Here is a 20101-nt window from a genome sequence, read left to right as displayed (position 1 = left end):
GCTATGTTTCTATGTGTTAAAACAGTATTTTTTTAATTACCCCCAGCGGGTTATTTACTTATTATAATTCAAAGTTTTATAATAGCGATGTAAGTGATCATAAATAATGAGTTCATACATTCGTTGTTTAGAGGTATATTGACGATTTACCATCATGTGAATGTGGCTGCTCACAAAATCATAAATTGAAATTTGAATTTTAGCTTTAATTTCTAAATTCTTTTCTGCAATTTGATTTTGCTTTTGGTTAATATTTTCGAAAAATTCAGGGAAATCATTTTTAGAGTTATCTTCTAAAAAGGATTGCATTTCGGGTAATAATGCCCTGAATTTTTTATCCAGTTCTTTTTTCAAAACTTTATCAGCATCAAATTCTTTTTTGAAGGAATGCTGAAGGCTGTCCATTATGTTTAGTTTATCAGAATTAGATAAAGTGAAAGAATTTAGAAAAGAATCAATCGAGTAAAAACTAAATAAAAGTGCCATTTCTTTTTTTAGAAATGTTTTTTTTAACCCCAAATATTGAAGTATCATTTGAGAATCTTTCCAAAATAAAAACTCTGATTCTTCTATAGTATTTTCACCATATCTTTCTAATTCCCGTTTATAAGTATCGGTCTGAATTTTCCAGGATAAATTGTTCTGTAATAATTCGTTCCATACAGGAAACAAAGAATTAATCACCTTTGATAAATGATTCTTATTTTCTATTAAAAAACGAATCCTGAAATGTTCGTCTGTATCTCTGTATCGAATAAAGAACCATTTTTGGATAATTCCTTTCTTTTCAAGTTTTAAGATAATCGGATATAATTTTTCCAATAAAATAAAATCTGCGGTCTGTACACCAGTATAAATTTTATAATACAACCATTCGCTTCCTAAACAAAAATCTCTTTGCATTAAACACGTTCTTTATAAAATGACAATATAAATTGATTGCTAAAACCTTCGCCGTTGCTATTCTTTACAATTGGTTCTTCTGTAAATAAAAACTCCTCCAGGATAGTTTTATTTCGGTTTTGAGTTGATTTTAAAAATAATTGTATTCCGGTTTCAGTTTCGAAATCTAGCAATAATGTATTATCAGAATTAACCCAATTAACGTAACGGGGAATATTTTTAGTCAGTCTCCAATTAGAAAAACTATCCATCAATTGTGTACTTTTCAATAAAGAAGTAAGTTCTGCTTTTACAATAAACCATCGGGCTTTTGAGAGTATTACGCCTCCGTATTCTACTCGTGGAAAATAGCTGTAATGGGATTCTAAAACTCCCCAATTAAAGCTATAAACAGGTTTAATACCTTGTTCCTGTAAAGCACATAAAAAATGATACACAGGAAGAGAATTGCCGGAATAATCGTGTGCGTTGGAAAGGCAAGGTATAATTTCTTTATTTAATTTTTTGGAACGCAGTATAATTTTATCGTTCCTAACAGATAAAAATAAATCATTCAGATGGATCGTATTTTCCTTTTCAACACCTGAATTGGCCAAATAGGTTATTTCAAAATTTCTTAAAGCAGGTCTTCGCAGAATATTTCCGGTTCTGGATTGTGGAATATGAACAACCTCAGCCAAAATTTTATCAGGATAAAAACGTTCTTCTTTTTCAATAATTGTTGCCGCTAATTGATGAATTGCAGGATTGCCATTGCAAAATCTTCCTAACAATTTTGCAGCGCTTAGATTTCCGGTTGATTCTATAGATACTTTTTCGTCCTTATAAATTTCAATCATAGCCGAAATTGTTACCGGAATATTTTCGGGATCAGGATCAAAATCCGGAAAATCATTTTCCGATAACTCTATTTTTTTTGTATTACCAGAAAGAGATTCATTTAGTTTCTCTTCGAGAATATAATCATACGGAGTCCAGATTTGATTTTCGATTTCCTTCTTTTTTGATGTAAAAGAAAACTCCTCCAGTATTTCATGAGAATCTCCCATGTCCTGATGAATAGGGTAGCCTAATCCGGCCTCTGTATCTAATGCAATTGTTAAAGGTATTTCTTGGGATTCATATCTTTTAGAAAAAGCGCTAATGAATTCCTGAAGGTTTCCGGATTGACTTTTTGACTGAATTCCGTTTAAAAATTGTATGGCCTGAGCGACTTTTTTAAGTATATTTTGACTTAAATTATTGGTATAGGTAGTTGTATCTAAATCAGTTTGAAACAGATATTTTGCATCATATTCAAATCCTTTTTTCTGAATTTCATCTTTTATTGTTTGATATTGACTTACAGTTGGTGTCAAAGTACAGTCTAAAGCCAAAGTTTGTTTTTGTACTTTTTCTAAAAATAAATATTCATCTTTTAAATCGGATATTTTCTTTAGAACAGATAAAACTCTGTCATATTCATTATTTCCGGTTATAGCGGTATCTAATTCACTTACCAAAAACTGAAAATCTATTAAATGAAGAATAAAATGTTCCGCTTCTTCTTTTTCAGTATCATCAGCTGCAATAAGTGAAATCATTTCAGTTACTGTTAACCCTGAATTAGTTTTCAAAATTATTTCTTTTAATGTATCAGATTTTCTTAATGCAGTAATACTGTGCTCACGTTTAATTTTGACGTATTTGTATTCGATATATCGGTAAAAATCGCCAAATTCATAAATTGTAGAGTTAGGAAAGTATTTTAAATTAAAAATGGCTTTATCTCGTTTCGCTATATTTTGTAAAGTCGCGATCCAAAACTGCATATCAAATTGTGTAAATCGTTTGTGTTTTTCAGGAAGATCCAAAAGAATATCAGTTTCTGAACTAATGTTCCCTACAGAACAACCTGCAAATAAACCAAAAGGAGTACAACGGGAAGCTATTCTTGCAATGTATTTGAGTAATGTAAGTTCTAAAGCTGATTTTTTTTCATTAAAAGAATCAGCTTTAGAATTTTCCCATTTGTTAAGCTCATTTACCAGTTCCGGTGATGCCAGATTTAATGCTTCTCTGACTAAAGGATTTTTGTAAGTAGCAATTGCCTTTTCACAATTGTAGTTTTGTAAAAGATCCAAATAAACCGAAACAGGAAATAGAGGGGTTCTCAGTACATATTGCGAAAAAGGCAAAATTTTAAATTGTGGTTTCATTTCTTCTTACTAACCTTTTCGGCTAATTGCATCGCATCATAAACGTTTAGAACTTTTCCTGATTTAGATAAATCAGAGAACGGAACTTTTTTATCCTTTGTTCCCGGAAGTATAACTTCTAAAGAGTATACAGTTCCGGAATCCATAATAATTTGTTTGACTTCTTTCGCAGTAAGTTTAGGATAATACGACCAGATTATTGCGGCAGCTCCTGCTACCATCGGTGCGGCAAACGAAGTACCGGAGTCAAATTTATAATGACTATTTTCTGTAGTTGTAGAATATATTTCATCTCCAGGAGCAAAGAGATCTACATTATGTTTTCCGTAATTAGAAAAATCAGAAACAAAAGTACTGTCCAATCTATGCGTGATAGACCCTACACTAAGAAAATTGGAATTTTTCTCTTTAAAATTTTCAAAATCACTGTCATTTGGATAGAATGGATTTTTATCAATGTCAAATCCATCGTTTCCTGCACAATGTACCAGAAGTACATTATGCTCTTCGGCATATTTAAATGCCTCTTCGACCCATTCTTTGTGCAAAGAAAACTCTTTTCCAAAAGACATATTAATTATTTTTGCACCATTATCTACAGCATAATATATAGCCATGGCAATGTCTTTATCTTGCTCATCACCTACTGGAATAACATTTAAGGGCATAATCTTAACATTTTGTGCAATTCCTTTTATCCCTTTATTATTTTCTCTGTTGGCTGCTATAACTCCCGAAACTTTAGTAGAATGATCCTGTATCGATTGATATTCGGGCTTATTACTTACATTGTTATTGCCATATCCTTTTTCTAAAATATTAGGATTATCAGCTATTAAGAGACGATCATTGTAGTCTTTATTTACATTTCTATTTACAACAGAATCAAGATAGATTTGTCTGTCTATTACATCTTTTAAAGTTTTTTCGTCCACTTCCAGACTAATCATCATATAGCTAATTAATGCTCCTAAATCTTTGTCATTGTCATCACGTCTTTGTCTGTATGTTTTATCATTTATTTTATACTTATTGTACATACTGTCCAATTGTTTGTATGTATAATCTTCTTTAGGGAAAAAATATTTTAAAGTATCTTTTACCATGGGATATATGACAACATTATGGTTCAGTGACTTCAACCAATTTTTATAAAATTTATTTTCTTGTTCTAACTTTATTGAAGCTCTATGATATTCGTTGTAATCATATAAATCTTTAAGATCGATTTGAGATTGAGTCTTATCTTTAAACAATGGTTCCCATTCTCTTACTACACGTGCGTACTCATAATTCCCCCACACGACGTAACCTCCATTTTTTGTTCCTTTAAAATTCCAACCGTTTATATCGTCTACATAACCATTATGGTCATCATCGATTCCATTATTTGGAATTTCTTTATCATTTACCCAGATTTGCCCATGTAAATCTTCATGATTCAAATCGATCTGTGTATCTATTACCGCCACAATGATACTTTTACTCTTGGGTTTCTTTTTATTTGAAGTATACCATTTATCTAATGAAATACCAGGAATTCCATCCAAAACGTTGTCTTTCTGGTACCATGTTTGCATTTCTAGAGTAGAGAGTTCTGTTTTAATAGAATTTATTGAAGAAACAGCAAAATCTTTTTTGCTTTTACAGCCAATTAATAAAAAGAGAAATAGAATAAAAAATAAGGTGGATTTCATTTAGGGTTTAATTTTTCTTAGATGTAATTTTCACACCTTTTATTTTCTGTGTTTATTAATTTTTTCGGCAAGTTGCATTGCATTGTAAACATTTAAAACTTTTCCTGATTTAGATAATTCAGAAAACGGAACTTTTTTGTCTTTTGTTCTCATGCTATAATTTTAACTTAATTATTAATAAATCGAATAAATAATTAGGCATTATTATTTACTCGATTTAATTTTAAATTTTTAGCATTTAGCTGAAGGCTCCATTTTTTTTTTAGTGTTTCCAGTATCCATAGAATCATCTCCACCACCTTTAATTAAATGCGTGTTTTTTAATTTAGCTACTTCAAATTTTTCAAGACCAAATTTTTGTGATTCTTTTTTTTCTTTTTTCGTTTTCATCTTTATAAATTTTTAATCTATTACTATAGATGCAAATATAAAGGCTCAACTTCGTATAATAGAAAATAAGTTTGTATGCTTATCGAAATTCCTGAATTTCGAGTTGAGTTTTTTGTTTAAGTTGTTGTTTTTAAGTATTTTGTGTTTGCGTTGCTAAATCTATTTCTTTAATAAAATAAGTAGGCTTTAAACCTGTTTTTTTGTAAAATGCAGTTGAAAAAGATTCTGCATTATTAAAACCGAACTCTAATGCAAGTGCCTGTATAGTATATTTTCTAAGTTTACTATCTTCTTTTAATTTACTTACAGCATATTCAATTCTTAGGTCATTTAAATATTGTGTAAACGTTTTTTCTTTATATACATTGACAATTTTTGATACATATTTGCTATTAGTTTCAAATGTGCTGGATAGTATTTGTATGGTTATATTTGATGTCAGATATCCCTTTTGTTTTTCAAATTGGTTTAGTTTTTCTAAAATTTGACTTACCACTTCTTCGGCTATACCAATATCCTCAATTTTAGTATTGTCAATTTTTAGTTCATTTTCGGTTTTAAGTTTTTGATTGTTTATGATACTTGTTGCGGAGATTAATTTTTCAAATCTTAATCTGTATTGCTTTTTTGTATGATATTGATACAATGCAAATCCACCGACACCAAGAGTTGTCAAAAATAAGAAGCTAAGTCCCCAGCGGGTTTTTATTTTATCTCTGTTTAGAGAGCTGATAAGATTTTCTTTTTCAGAAATTAAGCGCGGGGTATCATATTCCTGATAAACCAATTTATTTAATTCCCTATAATTTTTCTTTAGAGTACTGTCTATTACCATATATTCAGATATATACTTCAATTGATTTTCTTTGTCACCTAAGTTCTTATAATAGTTAATCAAATAAGGGTATCCATCTATAAATTCTGTACTTATTTCATTTGTCATTTTATAGATAGAATCTACTTTAGTAAAGTTTTCTGCTGCTTTTGCTTTCTTACCTAATCCGTCATAAGCTTTACCCATATAAAAATAAGCGGCCAGAACATTGCCAATATCATCATATTTAATCATTTTTGGTAATGCTTTCTTAATACTATCTAATGCTGTATTATAATTCTTCCTTAATACTTGGTTTGCTCCTTCATTTAAAACAAATAGATAGCGATACTGTTCATTATTGGTTATTTTAGATTCATTAAATCCCAATTTATTATAGAAAGAAGTAGAGTCTGTATTCATCATTGATTTATAACAATCTGCAATTCCAAATATGATACTTTGATAATTGGTGGCGAATTTAGGGGCTCTAAAATCTTTAGTTTTGTAATAGTTATAACATTCTTTATAGATCTCTAATGCCTCATTATATTCTTCTAAGTCTTCTGATTTAGTTGTGCCTATATATTCCCTTACTACATAATAATAATCTATATTGGTTTGGAGGGCATTTTTTTCAGCCAGATTGTAATTAAGCATGGCCTCCTTAAACTTAAATTGAAACTTTAGTAAATCGGCTTTTTCGCAGTAAGCGGCTGTAGGGAAAAATTTATCATTCGTTCCTTTTGAATATTTTATAACACTATCAAGATATTGAATCGCTTTATTTTTTTCAGATTTATAATAAAATAGAGCAATTTGATAATTAGCTTTGGCTTTTCGAATATTACTATTTTCCTCTATAGCTTTAGCCATATAAGCATTGGTATATAGTATTTGTTTTTTTTGATTCCCTATATTGTTAAAATACAAATCATGCAAATCATCATAAGATAATTTTTTAAGATCATTTTTGTCAATTTGAGCGAATAAAAAAACCGGAAATAAAAGTATTAGTAAAACTTTTGTTAATCTGTCATTAATCATACATCATTATTTCTTACAAAAATAGAAGAACTTTGATGAAAATGTATTATTATTACTATATTTTTTTGTTTTTGTAACTTGTTGATATGTTGGTGTTTGAAAATAAATAATAATGAAATTCCTGAATTTAGTGTCGATATTCATGAATTTCGATAGCCAACGTTTGTGGGCAATATCATGTTTATCTAGTTTTGGCTTCAGAAAAGTGAGACATTTTTTACAGTAGGACGTCACTGCAAGAATTGTATTGTTTTTCAAAATGTAATTGGCCAAATTATAAGGGATTGATTTAGTTGCTAAGTAACCCATTTAAAACTAAGCAATATGTACTCTAAAATGTTTAATCATTAAATAATAAAATTTATGAAAACAGAAAAAATGAAATTAGGAAACACTGAAGATATACTTACAAGAAATAGTATGGCAAATATTATAGGTGGAAAACTTGTAGTTCGTGACCCAAATGCTGGAAAGGATGCAAGGTTAAATGGTAACACTGGTAGTGCTCCAATGGATAAAAGGCCCGATAATAGTCCAATGGGGGCAGGTACTCCATATGTTAATGAGCAGAATGAATTACTATATTTCGGACAAGCAGTAGCGAATGGTGTGAGATTAGTAGCTAGCGGTGTTTCGTGGGTTGCTGATAATGTAAAGGTTGGCATAGGAACTTTTGGACAACCCACCATCACTTTGAAGTAAAAAAACAAATAAGATATTAAATATCAAATTTAATAATTACCCTACCTTTAATAATTACTGTAGGGTAATTATGCTTTAATTAATATTACAATAAAAAAATGTTTCAGAAAAATATATTCTATTTTTTATTAAGTTTTTCTTTATCAATGGTTGCTTGTGTTCCATTAAAATATTTAGTGCTTGATAATCTAGTTGATCAGGATTTAGCAACAAACTTACTTTTTTTAGGTTTTGGAATATTTTTTGTTCTCTTTGAACGTCTATTCAATTTCAGAAAAAGAGCAAAATTTAGGTATAATATTTACCCTATCAATTTAAATTTTTTGCTGTTTACTATACTAATAGTTTGGATTATGGAAACCCTATTTATTATGCCAATCAATCGCTTTTTTTTTCCAATAAGTGGATTTGGCTTGAAACCTTACTTTATTTTAAGCTCTATAATTATTGCCCCTTTTTTTGAAGAATTAATGTTTCGAAGCATTTTATTACAATCACTTCTAACTAAGTATAGTCAAAGAAAAAGTATTCTTATTTCGGCTTGTTTATTTGGACTCATTCATGTCCAACCTGTTCAAATAATATTCGCAACAATAACTGGTATTATCTTCGGGATCGTTTATGCTAAAAGTAAAAATGTTACGTACACTATTATTTTGCATTCTTTTACTAATGCCATTGTTATACTAATCAAATTTCTGAATTACAAATTTTCCGGTCTAATACTTAATAGCACCATTATCGGAATAAATATTATAATTTCTTCTTTACTATTATATTATATGAATAAGAAATATGGTTTTTCTATAATAAAATTAATTCAAGAAGTGAATAAAGGAGCTAAAAAATAAATAGTGATGATAGAAATTTTTAGAGGTTCATATATTGAAGTAATGGGTGTGAAAAATTTATTAGAAAATAATAATATTTCAGTTTTTATAGTAAATGAATACATGTCGAGTATTCAACCATGGTCTGTTTCTCCAGGTGGTAACGCTTCTGCAATTCTAAAAGTACGAGATGAAGACCTAGACGAAGCTATAAAAATAATTGATGATTTTAATAAGGGAGAATACAATTTCGAGATATAATTTTTCCTTTTTCTCATATCTACAAAAACGACATATTAAGTTTTAAATATAATAAAGAATAACACCCTGAACATTGAAATTTCCAAATTATCTTCAAACAGAAAGCAAGGATTGTGGTCCAACATGCCTGAAAATTATAGCAAAAAGTTATGGTAAAATTATAAATATTCAAGATTTACGAGATTACAGTGAGACAACTAGATTAGGAAGTAATTTAATGTTTTTGAGTGATGCTGCTGAAAAAATTGGGTTCAGGACATTAGGATTAAAAATTTCAGTAAAAAAGCTAGAAGAAGCGCCATTGCCTTGTTTATTGTTTTGGAACAAAATACATTATGTGGTTTTATATAAAATCGTGAAGGATGTCTTTTTTATTTCAGATCCTGCGATTGGATTAATAAATTATAAGAAAGAGGAGTTTTTAAAATTATGGATTGGACACAATGCAGATGAAACTACGAATGAAGGAATAGCTTTATTACTAGAACCAACTCCAAAATTTTTTGGATCTGAATTTGACAAGGATAACAAAAAAGGCTTTGGTTTTGGTCTATTGTTTCAATACGTTACACGTTATAAATCATTTTTAATTCAGCTATGTATTGGATTGTCAATAAGTAGCTTATTACAATTTATTACCCCTTTTCTCACACAAAGTGTTTTGGATATTGGAATACAAAATCATAATATCCATTTCATTTATCTAATTTTGTTTGCTCAACTATTTATTTTTTTTGGGAATACATTTTTGGAACTTATTCGAGGTTGGATTTTATTGCATCTTTCTACTCGTATAAACATTTCATTAATCTCAGATTTTTTTATTAAATTAATGAATTTGCCTATTTCATTTTTTGACGTGAGAATGACGGGTGATATTATGCAACGCATTAACGACCACCATAGAATAGAAAAACTCTTGACCACTTCTTCGTTAAATGTAATGTTCTCTATCGTTAATATGTTTATTATGGGTAGCGTTTTAGCATTTTATAATTTACAAATATTTGTTATTTATTTTGGAGGTAGCTTAGTTTATTTTGGTTGGCTCATCTTATTCCTAAAACGAAGAGAAATTCTTGATTACAAACTGTTTTCAGAAGTAAGTCAAGAACAAAGTAAGGTGATCGAACTTATTAATGGAATGCAAGAAATAAAGTTGCATAATGCCGAGAAGCAAAAGCGATGGGGATGGGAATACGTACAGGCAAGATTATTTCGTGTTTCAATAAAGGGAATGATTCTTGGGCAAACTCAAGAACTTGGGTCATCAATTATAAATCAATTGAAGAATATTTTTATAGTTTTTATATCTGCAAAATTGGTTGTAGATGGAGAGATAACACTAGGAATGATGATGGCAATTAGTTCTATTGTTGGAAGCTTGAATGGTCCTGTTGGACAACTCATCGGCTTCACTCACGAATTACAAGATGCTAAAATATCACTTGCAAGATTGTCCGAAATTCATGATAAAGATGATGAAATACAACAAGAAGAAAATCAGATACATGATATTCCAAAAGATTCTGACATAGTCATAAAAGATTTGTCATTTCGCTATGTCGGTACTGAGGCTCCGGTTTTGGAAAATTTAAATCTTACTATTCCTGCCCATAAAATGACAGCGATTGTAGGAACTAGCGGAAGTGGTAAAACTACTTTAATAAAACTACTTTTAAAATTCTATGAACCTACTAATGGGGAAATAAATCTCGTTCCAACATTTACAAAGAGAGAAAACGTAAAGGTCAGTTTAAAAAAAATAGCTCAAAAAACTTGGCGTTATAATGTTGGTACTGTAATGCAAGAAGGTTTTATTTTTAATGATACCATAGCCAATAATATTGCTATTGGTAGTGATTCAGTTGACAAAAAACGTTTGGTGTATGCATGCGATATGGCTAATATTAATGACTATATTTTAGGTTTACCTTTAGGTTACAACACAAAAATAGGTATGGAAGGTGTTGGAATGAGTACAGGCCAAAAACAACGGTTACTTATTGCTAGAGCAGTTTATAAAAATCCAGAAATGCTATTCTTTGATGAAGCTACCTCCGCATTAGATACTAATAATGAAAAAGAAATCATGCATAAACTAGATGTTTTTTTTAAAAATAAGACTGTAGTAGTAATTGCACACCGATTAACTACTGTAATAAATGCAGATCAAATCGTTGTTTTAGAAAAAGGAAAAATTATTGAAATAGGAAATCATATAGAGTTAATAAAGCAAAAGGGAAGTTATTATGAATTAGTGAGGAACCAGTTACAATTAGGGAATTAAGATAAAAAACAATGAAATAATGTCCGAAAATAAAGATATATTACTGAGAAGTGAAGAGGTTCAGGAAATTCTTACCCGTGTGCCTAATTGGATGATTCGCTGGGGAACAGTTGTTGCTTCTGGAATAATTTTAATGTTGCTTTTTTCTTCTTGGTTTATAAAATATCCTGATATAGTTTTTGCAAAAATTACTATTACAACTAATATTCCACCAGAAAAAGTAATAGCTCGAACTTCAGGCAAAATTGAAACTATTTTGATCTCAAATAAAATGATTGTTAAAAAACATACACCGCTAGCTATCATACAAAATTCAGCTAATTATGAAGATATTTTTTTATTAAAAAAACTATTAAAAGAATATTCAAATGGTATCAATTTTGATTTTAAAAAATTGGAAAATACTCAACTTGGGGATATTGAAAATACTTATGCTCACTTTCATACTGCTTATACTGCTTATAAGTTAAATATTGACCTAAAACCTTTTCAGGTAGAAGGAAATGCTCAAAACATTGAAACGACACAAATTAAAACCCGGCTGAATCTATTACAACAGCAAAAATCAATAAATGAAAGTGAATTATTTTTGCAAAAGAAAGACCTAAACAGATACGAAATTTTGTTTGATAAAGGAGTCATTTCGACACAGGATTTCGAAAACAAGAAATTGAATTATATTCAAAGCGAGAAAAGTTACAGAAGTTTATTAAGCAATATCTCGCAATTAAAGTCAAATTTAAATGATAATCTAAAAAACAGAAAAAACATTACGATAAATGGAACGAAGGAACAAGTTAATTTATTAAGTGAAAAAACGCAAGCCATTTATCAATTAAAAAAAGTAATAAAAGATTGGGAATTACAATATGTATTGCAATCTTCTGTTGCGGGGAAGGTATCTTTTTCACAAATCTGGACTGCCAATCAAACCATTAATGCAGGGGATAATATTTTTTCTATTATTCCTACTATAGACAATGGGTATATAGGAAAATTAAAAGCGGCAGCTTTGAATTCTGGAAAAATAAAAATTGGTCAAGAAGTAAATATTCGACTAGCAAATTTTCCAGATACTCAATTTGGAATGCTAATAGGTAAGATTCAAAATATTTCTTTAACACCGGATAAAGATGGTAATCTATGGATTGATGTACAATTACCTAAAAAACTAGAAACAACTTATCATAAAAAGATTCCGTTTCAGCAAGAAATGTCAGGAAATGCAGAAATTATAACGGAGGATTTAAGACTAATTGAAAGACTGTTATATCAGTTCAGAGATATTTTTAGAAGATAAATTTGCATTTATTGAAGATATAAAAGATGTTATAATAATACTTTATGAATATGGGGCTTGGAAAAGAGAAAGACAAAATCTACAGTTGGGAATTACAGAATTTGTAGAGAAATTGCCAAATGGTTTTGAAACCGAGATTGGGGAAAATGGCGCTATGCTTTCGGGAGGTCAAAAACAAAGAATTGCGATTGCGAGAGCTTTATATAAAGATCCTGAGATATTATTGATGGATGAAGCTACTTCAGCTTTAGATACAAGTTCTGAAATGATTGTCAAACAGGCTATAGAGGATTTTAAAAAGCGTGGTAAAACCATCATTATTATTGCGCATCGTTTAAGTACAATTGCAAACGCAGATCAAATACTAGTTTTGAAAATGGTAAAATCATTGAATCTGGAAAGCATCAAGTCTTATTAGAAAAAAAAGAAAAGTATTTTGAATTATGGAAAAAACAAAGTTTAGTTTAAAAAATACAGCGCTTTTTTGTAATATTACGAGTACAAATAAAAGATGAGTTTAAACACGATTAGGGACTATGTTAAAGCTATATACTTTTCTCGCTGTATGAATAATCCTTAATAAAATCTAAAACAAACAATTATGACAAAGACTAACAAAAACAAAAAATTATGGCTTTTAATGGGACTAAGCTTATTTATTTTAGTTGCTTCAATATGGTTTTTTGAAAAAGGAGCGTTGCTTGGCGCTGCATTGGCAAAATAGTGAATATTAGCCAATAATTTAATTTTTCAATTTCTAAAAAAATATGATTACTAAAGAACTCATAAACGATACTACAGTTTCCGTTTTCCAAAAAGAAAAATATTTAATTCAATTATTCCTTTTTTGCTTATTCTTAGCTATCATAAACGGTTATTTTTTTAATTGGATAAATGATAATTATGTTCATTATGTGAATACGACTGAAAATGGGTTGAAAGATTTTTCATATTGGGAGAAATTTTCGATAGCTGTGATTATTGGCCCCATCTGTGAAACGGGAATTTTGCAGTATACACCAAATAAGATTCTTGAGAAATTAAAAGTAAAAAGTGAAGTTCTGAAAATACTCTTGCCCAGTGTACTTTTTGGATTGTGTCATTTTTATAGTTTAATTTATGTTGTAATGACATTTTTTAGTGCTCTAGTTTTGAATGCATTTTATATAAAAAGTAAATCCAGAAGTTCCTGGTATTTTATTTTGACAGCTTTATTACATTCTTTGTATAATTTATATGGCTACCTATTTGTAAAGTAATTCATATAATAACATTTACTCAGATTATATACCTTTTATTAACTCAAATATTATAGATTTATGAAATTAACATCACCATTGAAAATTATATTTGTTGCTATTTATTTTTTAGTATTTGTATACCTATGCGGATATGCTTTCGGGCTGTTTCTAAAATAGTATTTAGCTATTATTAAACCTTCAATATGGTTTAGTATGTTGTAAGTATTAAAAAGGACTAAATTGAATATGGTATTCGATTTAGTCCTTTTTATTTTAAATTAGAATACATAAGATAAATACTTGATTTTAAATGGAGTACGTTAAATAAAGTGAAATTTTAATTATATTTGTAATAGTATTGTAAATCAATGAATTGAGTCTTTTATTATTAACACTCTTCAACAGAATTTCTGCCTAAATATCATTCAAACGCCTCTAGCACCCCATTGGAACTACGTTTGTGAGACTCGAAAACTATTTTCGTTTTACAAATTATAATCGTCTGTATGACGATCCAAAATAACTCTTAAAAGCTAAATGGTATGTTTGAAAATCTCTTGCAACTTCCGACGCCCTGGCAAATCCTGATGGATCCCGCTTCAATTATTGTCATTTCTATTTTTCTTATTTTAATGACGGTTGAGATTATTTTTCCGGGAAGAAAATTACCTACGGTTAAATATTGGCGTATCAGGGGGATTTTTGCCTTTATTATTTATTTTTTTATTTCGTCTTATTTACCCTTAATCTGGAATAATTATCTGGCAGATTATCAATTGTTTGATATGACATTTTTGGGTAATTATTGGGGCGCTTTAGTTGCTTTGCTTCTTTTTGAACTTGGAGTATATGTATGGCACCGTGCAATGCACAAAAACAATTTATTGTGGCGGGTTTTTCATCAAATGCATCATAGTGCAGAACGCGTTGATACGTATGGAACATTCTTTTTTAGTCCGATGGATATGATTGGATTTACTTTCTTAACTAGTCTTGCCATGGTTTGGATTGGCGGATTTACCGTAGAGGCTACAATTTATGCAATCTATGGCGCAACATTTCTATCGGTAATTCAACATACCAATATTAAAACACCACAATGGGCGGGGTATTTTTTTCAGCGTCCCGAATCGCATTCTTTGCATCATGAGAAAGGAGTTCATGCTTACAATTATTCTGATTTGCCTTTGTTTGATATCCTATTTGGTACATTTCGTAATCCAAAGGAGTTTGCGAAAGAAACCGGTTTTTATGATGGAGCTTCATCCAGGATTGGTCAAATGCTTTTGTTTAAAGATATTCATGCCAATCCGGAATAATAAATGTAATCCGTTGGGTAATATGGTTATAGTATATAGTTACATGATTAAATAAGAATGAATTTTAATCTCTGAAGAAAAAATAAAAAAATCGAATCGTTTTCACCGCAAAGAGCGCAAAGTTTTTTGAGAATCATTACAATGAAAAAGTTCGCAAAGCTTTGTGTAGATATAACTTTGCGAACTTACTATATAGATTTTGATTAGTATCAGAATTAAAATTCCTTAGCGAACTCTGCGCTAATTTTTATTTACCTCCGTCAGAACATAGATGCAATTGTTTTTTTGCTTAATGAAGCCATTATAATTTCAACCAATGGGTTTAATGTAATTATTTAAAAAGCTTCGCCAATTCTAAAATAAACGCCCCAGTCACCTTTACCCACGGCGCCATCTAAACCAACATTGAATTTTGATTTTTTAAATGGATTGTAACGATATCCAACTCCGGCACCTGGATATAATTTCCAGTCAAAACTTGGTGTATCAGAACCGTAAATTGTGGCTATACCTGCAAAACCTACTAAGCCCATTTTTTTGCCAAAATTATAGCGATATTCACCCTGAATATCCATAAGTCCGTCTCCGCGATATTTTCCTTCAGAATATCCGCGAATGTCTGAATTACCTATTGTACTTTGCTGTTCGAAAGCGACATTTCCAAGACCAAATTTTCCGTAGATTCGGGCAGCAATAACATCTTTCCCTTTTCGTGTTGGGAAATATTTATTGCCTTCCATAGAAATACGATTCGAAGCCAGATCATTGTCCATGAATTTTGGATAAGAAGACCAGTCCAGTTTAATTTCATAACCCTGAGTAGGGTAGTAAACGGCATCTCTTGTGTCATACAAAAGATTTACAACTAAAGCATTACTATGCGAAATTGAGGATGGCGAAATATCGTCTTCATAAACTGTATTGTAATGTGAATAGGTATAGGAAAGTCCGCCGTAAAATTTACCAACAATTTTGCGCTGAATACCAAGACTAAAAATGGTTACTTTGGTTCCGTAATCATAAAAATCAGGTTGCTCGACATCATCAACAAAAAACTGAGAATTCTGATTTCCGGTAAAAAAGAAAAATTTTGCGCGCCATTTATCTTCCTTAAGATACCATCTGTTAAATAGTGCCACAAAATAGGATTTGTTTGTGGTATAAATGGCTGACATTCCTGATAATGATTTTGGAGAAATGGTGTCTTTTTCGTTGACTTTATACATCATCATCGGAATGGCACCAAACATAAATTCCAGATTACGATTGTAACTCAGATAAGGCATAACCCTTAATTCTATTTTCTTTTCTTTTTTGGGAATAGAATCGGTTTTTGTTTGCCCGAATGAAGAAGTAATAAAAACGAATAGAAAGAGCAGGAGTAGAAGATTTCTCATTTTTATCAAAAGATTTTGTATCACTTAAATTTTTGCGTGTAATAAATTCAGGACGTCCTGCGATATTCCAAAATAATCAGCGAAGAATTTTGCTGACACTTGTAAATTTAAATAAAATAATCTTAACTCATTGAATTAAATGTTGTTATGTCGTATTTAGTTTTTACTGTGTAGAATATTAATAGGCAGAGAAGCATTCTGTCTCAAAAAAATAAAAATATATTTTTAAGACAGAATACTGCAACTAACGCCTTTAAACTATATTAATTATAAAGATTCGTACCAGTTTAAAACATAATCTGCTACAGTTTCCCAACCCGGTTCTCCGCAGATATAATGGCTTTTGCCACTAAATATTTTAATATCAACACGTCCCGCATTGTCTTTATATTTGCCGGCTATCGTTTGTGTTAAATTAGGAGGGAAGATGTGATCGCTGCCACCGCCAATAAATAAAATAGGCTCGTGAGATTTTTTGAAATCAATATTTGAAAAAGAGTTTAAAACCAATTCTCGACTCACTTTATAACTTTCCGGCACTGCAAGTTTGTCAAAAGCTTTTTGTTTTTCTGCTTCGGGAATTGTATTAAAAAAGGCGTAGTCGTACCATTCTCTACTTCCCATAAAATATTTATTGGTAGAGAAGAAACCGAAAGCAGGTAATACCGTTTTTAGTGTTTGAAACGGAGGAAATACATTTTTTGGAGGAGCTCCGTCAATGCTTACTCCGGCTGCCACTTTTCCTAGTTCGACTAGTTTTAATGCTGCCATTCCTGCCATTGAATGCCCAATTACCAAAGGTTTTTCCGGTAAAGTATTCAATAGTTTGTCGATATTGTTTACCACATCTATAAAACCGGTTTTTACAAGATCCGGATGCACTTTTGCTCTTAATTCAGCAGGATTTCCATCGTGTCCGGGATTAGCAGGCGTATATACTTTATATCCTTTTTGTTCGTAGTACTGTTTCCATTCTGTCCAACTGTTGTCGTTTACAAAATTGCCGTGAATAAGTACAATAGTTTTAGATTTTGACATGATTATTTGATTAATGTTAGAATTTCTTTGAAAATTTCCCGTCGTGAGTCTTTTACAAGTTCATAAAGACACATTTCGACAGTTGTTAAACTGGCACCTTTTTGCTCTAATTTTTTCAGTGCAATGTCAATACTGTCTTTTGATCTGGAAGAAACACAGTCGGTAACAATCTCTGTTTCAAAATTATACGATAATAGCCCTAATGCCGTTTGATAAACACAAATATGAGACTCAATACCACAGATTAACCATTGCTTTCTGCCTGAAACCAAAACTGCCTCTTCAAAATCGTTATCATCAAGAGCATTAAAAGTATATTTTTCGAATGGTCGTTGATTGGGCAGTAACTTTTCCAGTTCAGGAATTGTAGAACCAAGCCCTCTCGGATTTTGTTCTGCCCAAATTATCGGTATAGAGAGTATCTGGCAGCCGCGAATAAGTTTTTCCAGATTCATGACTAATTTTTCACTTTCGTATACAATACGTGCCAATTTTCCCTGAACGTCAATTAAAATTAGTCCGGTGTTTTCCTGTACAAGCATAATTATTTTGAATATTTGTGAAACTAAATTTACAATTTTTATTATTGTAAAATATTGATTTACAATATATTTAAAACGTTATTTAAAGTTTTAGTTCCAAATCCCTTTGATTGCTTTTGCTTCAATGTCTTTTGCAAAGAGTGGTGTTTCTTCGTTATTGTGATGTATTAAATTTTGCAGCATTTCATCGGCAACAGGTTGTAAATCGGTAACATTTAATGAATTCATTAAAGCAAGAAATTCTGTTGTTGCGCTCACCTTAACATTATTAGAAAGTTCACAGCTTGCCGGATTAATATTTTTTATTTTCAGTTCCCAGATAATCTGCAATTTGGTTTTGCCCGCACCTGCAATTGAATCTGAAATTGATTGTACACGACAATGATCTCTCTTACTAATATCTTCTACATAATGCTGAATTAACAGATTTCCTGCAATTTGCTCCACATTTACAGACATTCTTTTTCCATCGGCTGTTATTGAATTTCCCGCGGCTAAATGATCTGGAGAACAGGCTTTATATTCTGAATCTTTTAATGTAAAAAGCCATTCAGTTAAATCGACTCGTTGCAATGGAGTATTAATAATAGCAACGGATGTGCTTTCGGCTAACAGTTTCATTTTAAATAGGCTATAAATTCATCGGTACTTAACAGAGTATGTCCGTAATTTGGAAAATTAGTTTCTACCGTTGCTTTAATTTCTTCCCAATTAAAAGCACCGATTCCGTCTTTTATTAAAGTGACATGATACCCTAATTCGACTCCATAGCGCGCAGTAGAATCAATGCAGGTGTTGGCTCTCATTCCGGCCAAAACAATATGTGTTATGCCATGCTGTTTTAACAGAAAATCAAGATCAGTATTGGCAAATCCGCTGGCTGTCCAGTGATTTTGAGCGACTAGATCTTCTTGTTGTGGTTGTAGATCAGGATGAAATTCGCCGCCCCAACTGTCTTTTTCAAAAAGAGATAATTTGGAACTTCCGAGGTGTGAGGGCGATAAAAAATTCCAGTTTAAATAATCTCCTTTTTGCGTTTTTCTGTGTGGGGCATAAATAATCTGAACTTTATTTTTTCTGCATTCAGCAACCAGCTTAACCAAATTGGGTACCACATTGTTTTCTATCACGGTTTGTTTTACTGTATCCCATAATTTGCCGCCTTCTGAAAGAAAATCATTAAATGGATCAATTAAAATTAAAGCCGTTTTGTTCAATAAATTAGTTTCCATACACTATAGATTTAAAGATTAATCCGTTTACTACTATTTTTATGATGCTAATTTTTTTATTTGACAGTATAGGGTAATGAAAGATTACCACTGGCAACCGTGTAAACTTTGTAAACACCAAGCATCGGTTTAGTTCCCTGACCTTCATGAGAATCTCCTCCGCCAGTGCTTACTTCCATATAACAGCTTACTGCATCAAATTTGAAATTGGTTTTATTGTTGATTCTAAAATCGGGAACAATAACTTTTATAGAATTTCCTTTTGCTACGATATTAAAACCGGGACTATCCATATACATCGCCATTCCCGGATTTGTGGGTGGCAATATTACATTTGGATCTCCCTTTGTAAATTCTTTAACGGAAAGTCCGCCGCCAACGCGTTTATCTTCGACTAATAAAACCCAGTGTGCGTGCCAGATTAAGCCATCATTAAGGTAATTTCCGTCCAGATTTTCATCCCAAAGCGGGGTATCTTCAAAATCAGGATGAGAGGTTAGAGCAAGCGCCACAATTCCTTCGGCTTGACCGAAACCAATATCGGAAGATTTTAAAGTAGTAGGAAAAACATATGCCAAAACCGGAGCGCCATTTAATTGCCCCACTGGTTTAGGCATTGTTTTGCCTGCGGTTCCTTCAACCTTAATATCCCAGATTGTCAGACCTAAATCTGCTTTGTGGGTTATTGTGGCCGATTTTATTTTAAAATCACTGTTGTTGTATGCGACACATTTATCGCAGGCTTTTACAACAGTATAATTTAAAAAGAGTACGATTAACAGTAGTATTGACTTTTTCATGTTAAATGGTTTTAAGGTTTAATTTTCTTAGGAAACCAATTTATATGCCATGCCAATAATATTGCCTGTTCTTAAGGCTTTAGCGCTTTTTTATGAGTTT

At 30.9% G+C, this 20101-nt stretch carries 20 protein-coding genes; 9 read left to right on the top strand and 11 right to left on the bottom strand.

Annotated features, from left to right (window positions below):
* Nucleotides 1-54: 54 nt before the first annotated feature.
* The 5 genes from KHA98_RS08650 to KHA98_RS08630 form a co-directional block, all read right to left on the bottom strand.
* A complete protein-coding gene (locus tag KHA98_RS08650) occupies nt 55-903 on the bottom strand; it encodes a thiopeptide-type bacteriocin biosynthesis protein (RefSeq protein WP_213257240.1) in 849 nt (282 codons plus the stop codon).
* A complete protein-coding gene (locus KHA98_RS08645) occupies nt 903-3101 on the bottom strand; it encodes a lantibiotic dehydratase family protein (RefSeq protein ID WP_213257238.1) in 2199 nt (732 codons plus the stop codon). The genes KHA98_RS08650 and KHA98_RS08645 overlap by 1 nt, the downstream gene beginning before the upstream one ends.
* Nucleotides 3098-4798: a S8 family serine peptidase gene (locus tag KHA98_RS08640; protein WP_213257236.1), complete on the bottom strand. Its 1701-nt coding sequence runs from the start codon at nt 4796-4798 to the stop codon at nt 3098-3100. The genes KHA98_RS08645 and KHA98_RS08640 overlap by 4 nt, the downstream gene beginning before the upstream one ends.
* Before the next feature lie 231 nt (nt 4799-5029).
* On the bottom strand, nt 5030-5188 hold the full coding sequence (locus KHA98_RS08635) for a hypothetical protein (protein ID WP_213257234.1): 159 nt from the start codon (nt 5186-5188) through the stop codon (nt 5030-5032).
* 130 nt (nt 5189-5318) lie between these two features.
* Entirely contained in the window at nt 5319-7049 is a 1731-nt protein-coding gene (locus KHA98_RS08630) for a helix-turn-helix domain-containing protein (protein WP_213257232.1), read from the bottom strand.
* Nucleotides 7050-7412: 363 nt separating this feature from the next.
* On the opposite strand from KHA98_RS08630, the gene KHA98_RS08625 reads away from it, so the two are divergent.
* The 9 genes from KHA98_RS08625 (at nt 7413) to KHA98_RS08590 (ending at nt 14992) form a co-directional block, all read left to right on the top strand.
* Nucleotides 7413-7751 (top strand): hypothetical protein, encoded by a 339-nt coding sequence (locus tag KHA98_RS08625; RefSeq protein ID WP_213257224.1) that lies wholly within the window; start codon nt 7413-7415, stop codon nt 7749-7751.
* Between the two features lie 98 nt (nt 7752-7849).
* Nucleotides 7850-8602 (top strand): CPBP family intramembrane glutamic endopeptidase, encoded by a 753-nt coding sequence (locus KHA98_RS08620; RefSeq protein ID WP_213257222.1) that lies wholly within the window; start codon nt 7850-7852, stop codon nt 8600-8602.
* Between the two features lie 6 nt (nt 8603-8608).
* Nucleotides 8609-8842 carry a putative signal transducing protein gene (locus KHA98_RS08615; protein WP_213257219.1) on the top strand — a complete coding sequence of 78 codons (234 nt, stop codon included), beginning with the start codon at nt 8609-8611 and terminating at the stop codon, nt 8840-8842.
* Nucleotides 8843-8915: 73 nt separating this feature from the next.
* Complete coding sequence (locus KHA98_RS08610) at nt 8916-11132, top strand: peptidase domain-containing ABC transporter (RefSeq protein WP_213257217.1); 2217 nt, start codon at nt 8916-8918, stop codon at nt 11130-11132.
* Between the two features lie 19 nt (nt 11133-11151).
* Nucleotides 11152-12432, top strand: coding sequence for an HlyD family secretion protein (locus KHA98_RS08605; RefSeq protein WP_213257215.1), 1281 nt, complete (start codon nt 11152-11154; stop codon nt 12430-12432).
* Nucleotides 12389-12850, top strand: coding sequence for an ATP-binding cassette domain-containing protein (locus tag KHA98_RS08600; RefSeq protein WP_379731616.1), 462 nt, complete (start codon nt 12389-12391; stop codon nt 12848-12850). The genes KHA98_RS08605 and KHA98_RS08600 overlap by 44 nt, the downstream gene beginning before the upstream one ends.
* 183 nt (nt 12851-13033) lie before the next feature.
* Nucleotides 13034-13156: a hypothetical protein gene (locus KHA98_RS22995; RefSeq protein WP_262898986.1), complete on the top strand. Its 123-nt coding sequence runs from the start codon at nt 13034-13036 to the stop codon at nt 13154-13156.
* Nucleotides 13157-13199: 43 nt separating this feature from the next.
* Nucleotides 13200-13691 carry a CPBP family intramembrane glutamic endopeptidase gene (locus tag KHA98_RS08595; RefSeq protein WP_213257213.1) on the top strand — a complete coding sequence of 164 codons (492 nt, stop codon included), beginning with the start codon at nt 13200-13202 and terminating at the stop codon, nt 13689-13691.
* Nucleotides 13692-14215: 524 nt separating this feature from the next.
* A complete protein-coding gene (locus tag KHA98_RS08590) occupies nt 14216-14992 on the top strand; it encodes a sterol desaturase family protein (RefSeq protein ID WP_213257211.1) in 777 nt (258 codons plus the stop codon).
* A gap of 335 nt (nt 14993-15327) precedes the next feature.
* Here KHA98_RS08590 and KHA98_RS08585 read toward each other — a convergent pair whose 3' ends face one another.
* The 6 genes from KHA98_RS08585 to KHA98_RS08560 form a co-directional block, all read right to left on the bottom strand.
* Nucleotides 15328-16389: a BamA/TamA family outer membrane protein gene (locus tag KHA98_RS08585; protein ID WP_213257209.1), complete on the bottom strand. Its 1062-nt coding sequence runs from the start codon at nt 16387-16389 to the stop codon at nt 15328-15330.
* A gap of 267 nt (nt 16390-16656) precedes the next feature.
* Nucleotides 16657-17427 carry an alpha/beta hydrolase gene (locus KHA98_RS08580; protein WP_213257207.1) on the bottom strand — a complete coding sequence of 257 codons (771 nt, stop codon included), beginning with the start codon at nt 17425-17427 and terminating at the stop codon, nt 16657-16659.
* 2 nt (nt 17428-17429) lie between these two features.
* Nucleotides 17430-17969, bottom strand: a complete 540-nt coding sequence (locus KHA98_RS08575; RefSeq protein ID WP_213257205.1) for a hydrolase — start codon at nt 17967-17969, stop codon at nt 17430-17432.
* A gap of 90 nt (nt 17970-18059) precedes the next feature.
* Complete coding sequence (locus KHA98_RS08570; protein ID WP_213257203.1) at nt 18060-18590, bottom strand: hypothetical protein; 531 nt, start codon at nt 18588-18590, stop codon at nt 18060-18062.
* Nucleotides 18587-19201, bottom strand: coding sequence for an isochorismatase family cysteine hydrolase (locus KHA98_RS08565; RefSeq protein WP_213257201.1), 615 nt, complete (start codon nt 19199-19201; stop codon nt 18587-18589). The genes KHA98_RS08570 and KHA98_RS08565 overlap by 4 nt, the downstream gene beginning before the upstream one ends.
* Nucleotides 19202-19257: 56 nt before the next feature.
* Entirely contained in the window at nt 19258-20001 is a 744-nt protein-coding gene (locus KHA98_RS08560) for a hypothetical protein (protein WP_213257200.1), read from the bottom strand.
* Between the last annotated feature and the right edge of the window lie 100 nt (nt 20002-20101).

Source organism: Flavobacterium branchiicola (assembly GCF_018383905.1).
GTDB lineage: Bacteria > Bacteroidota > Bacteroidia > Flavobacteriales > Flavobacteriaceae > Flavobacterium > Flavobacterium branchiicola.
This window is presented reverse-complemented; position numbering and strand designations above follow the sequence as displayed.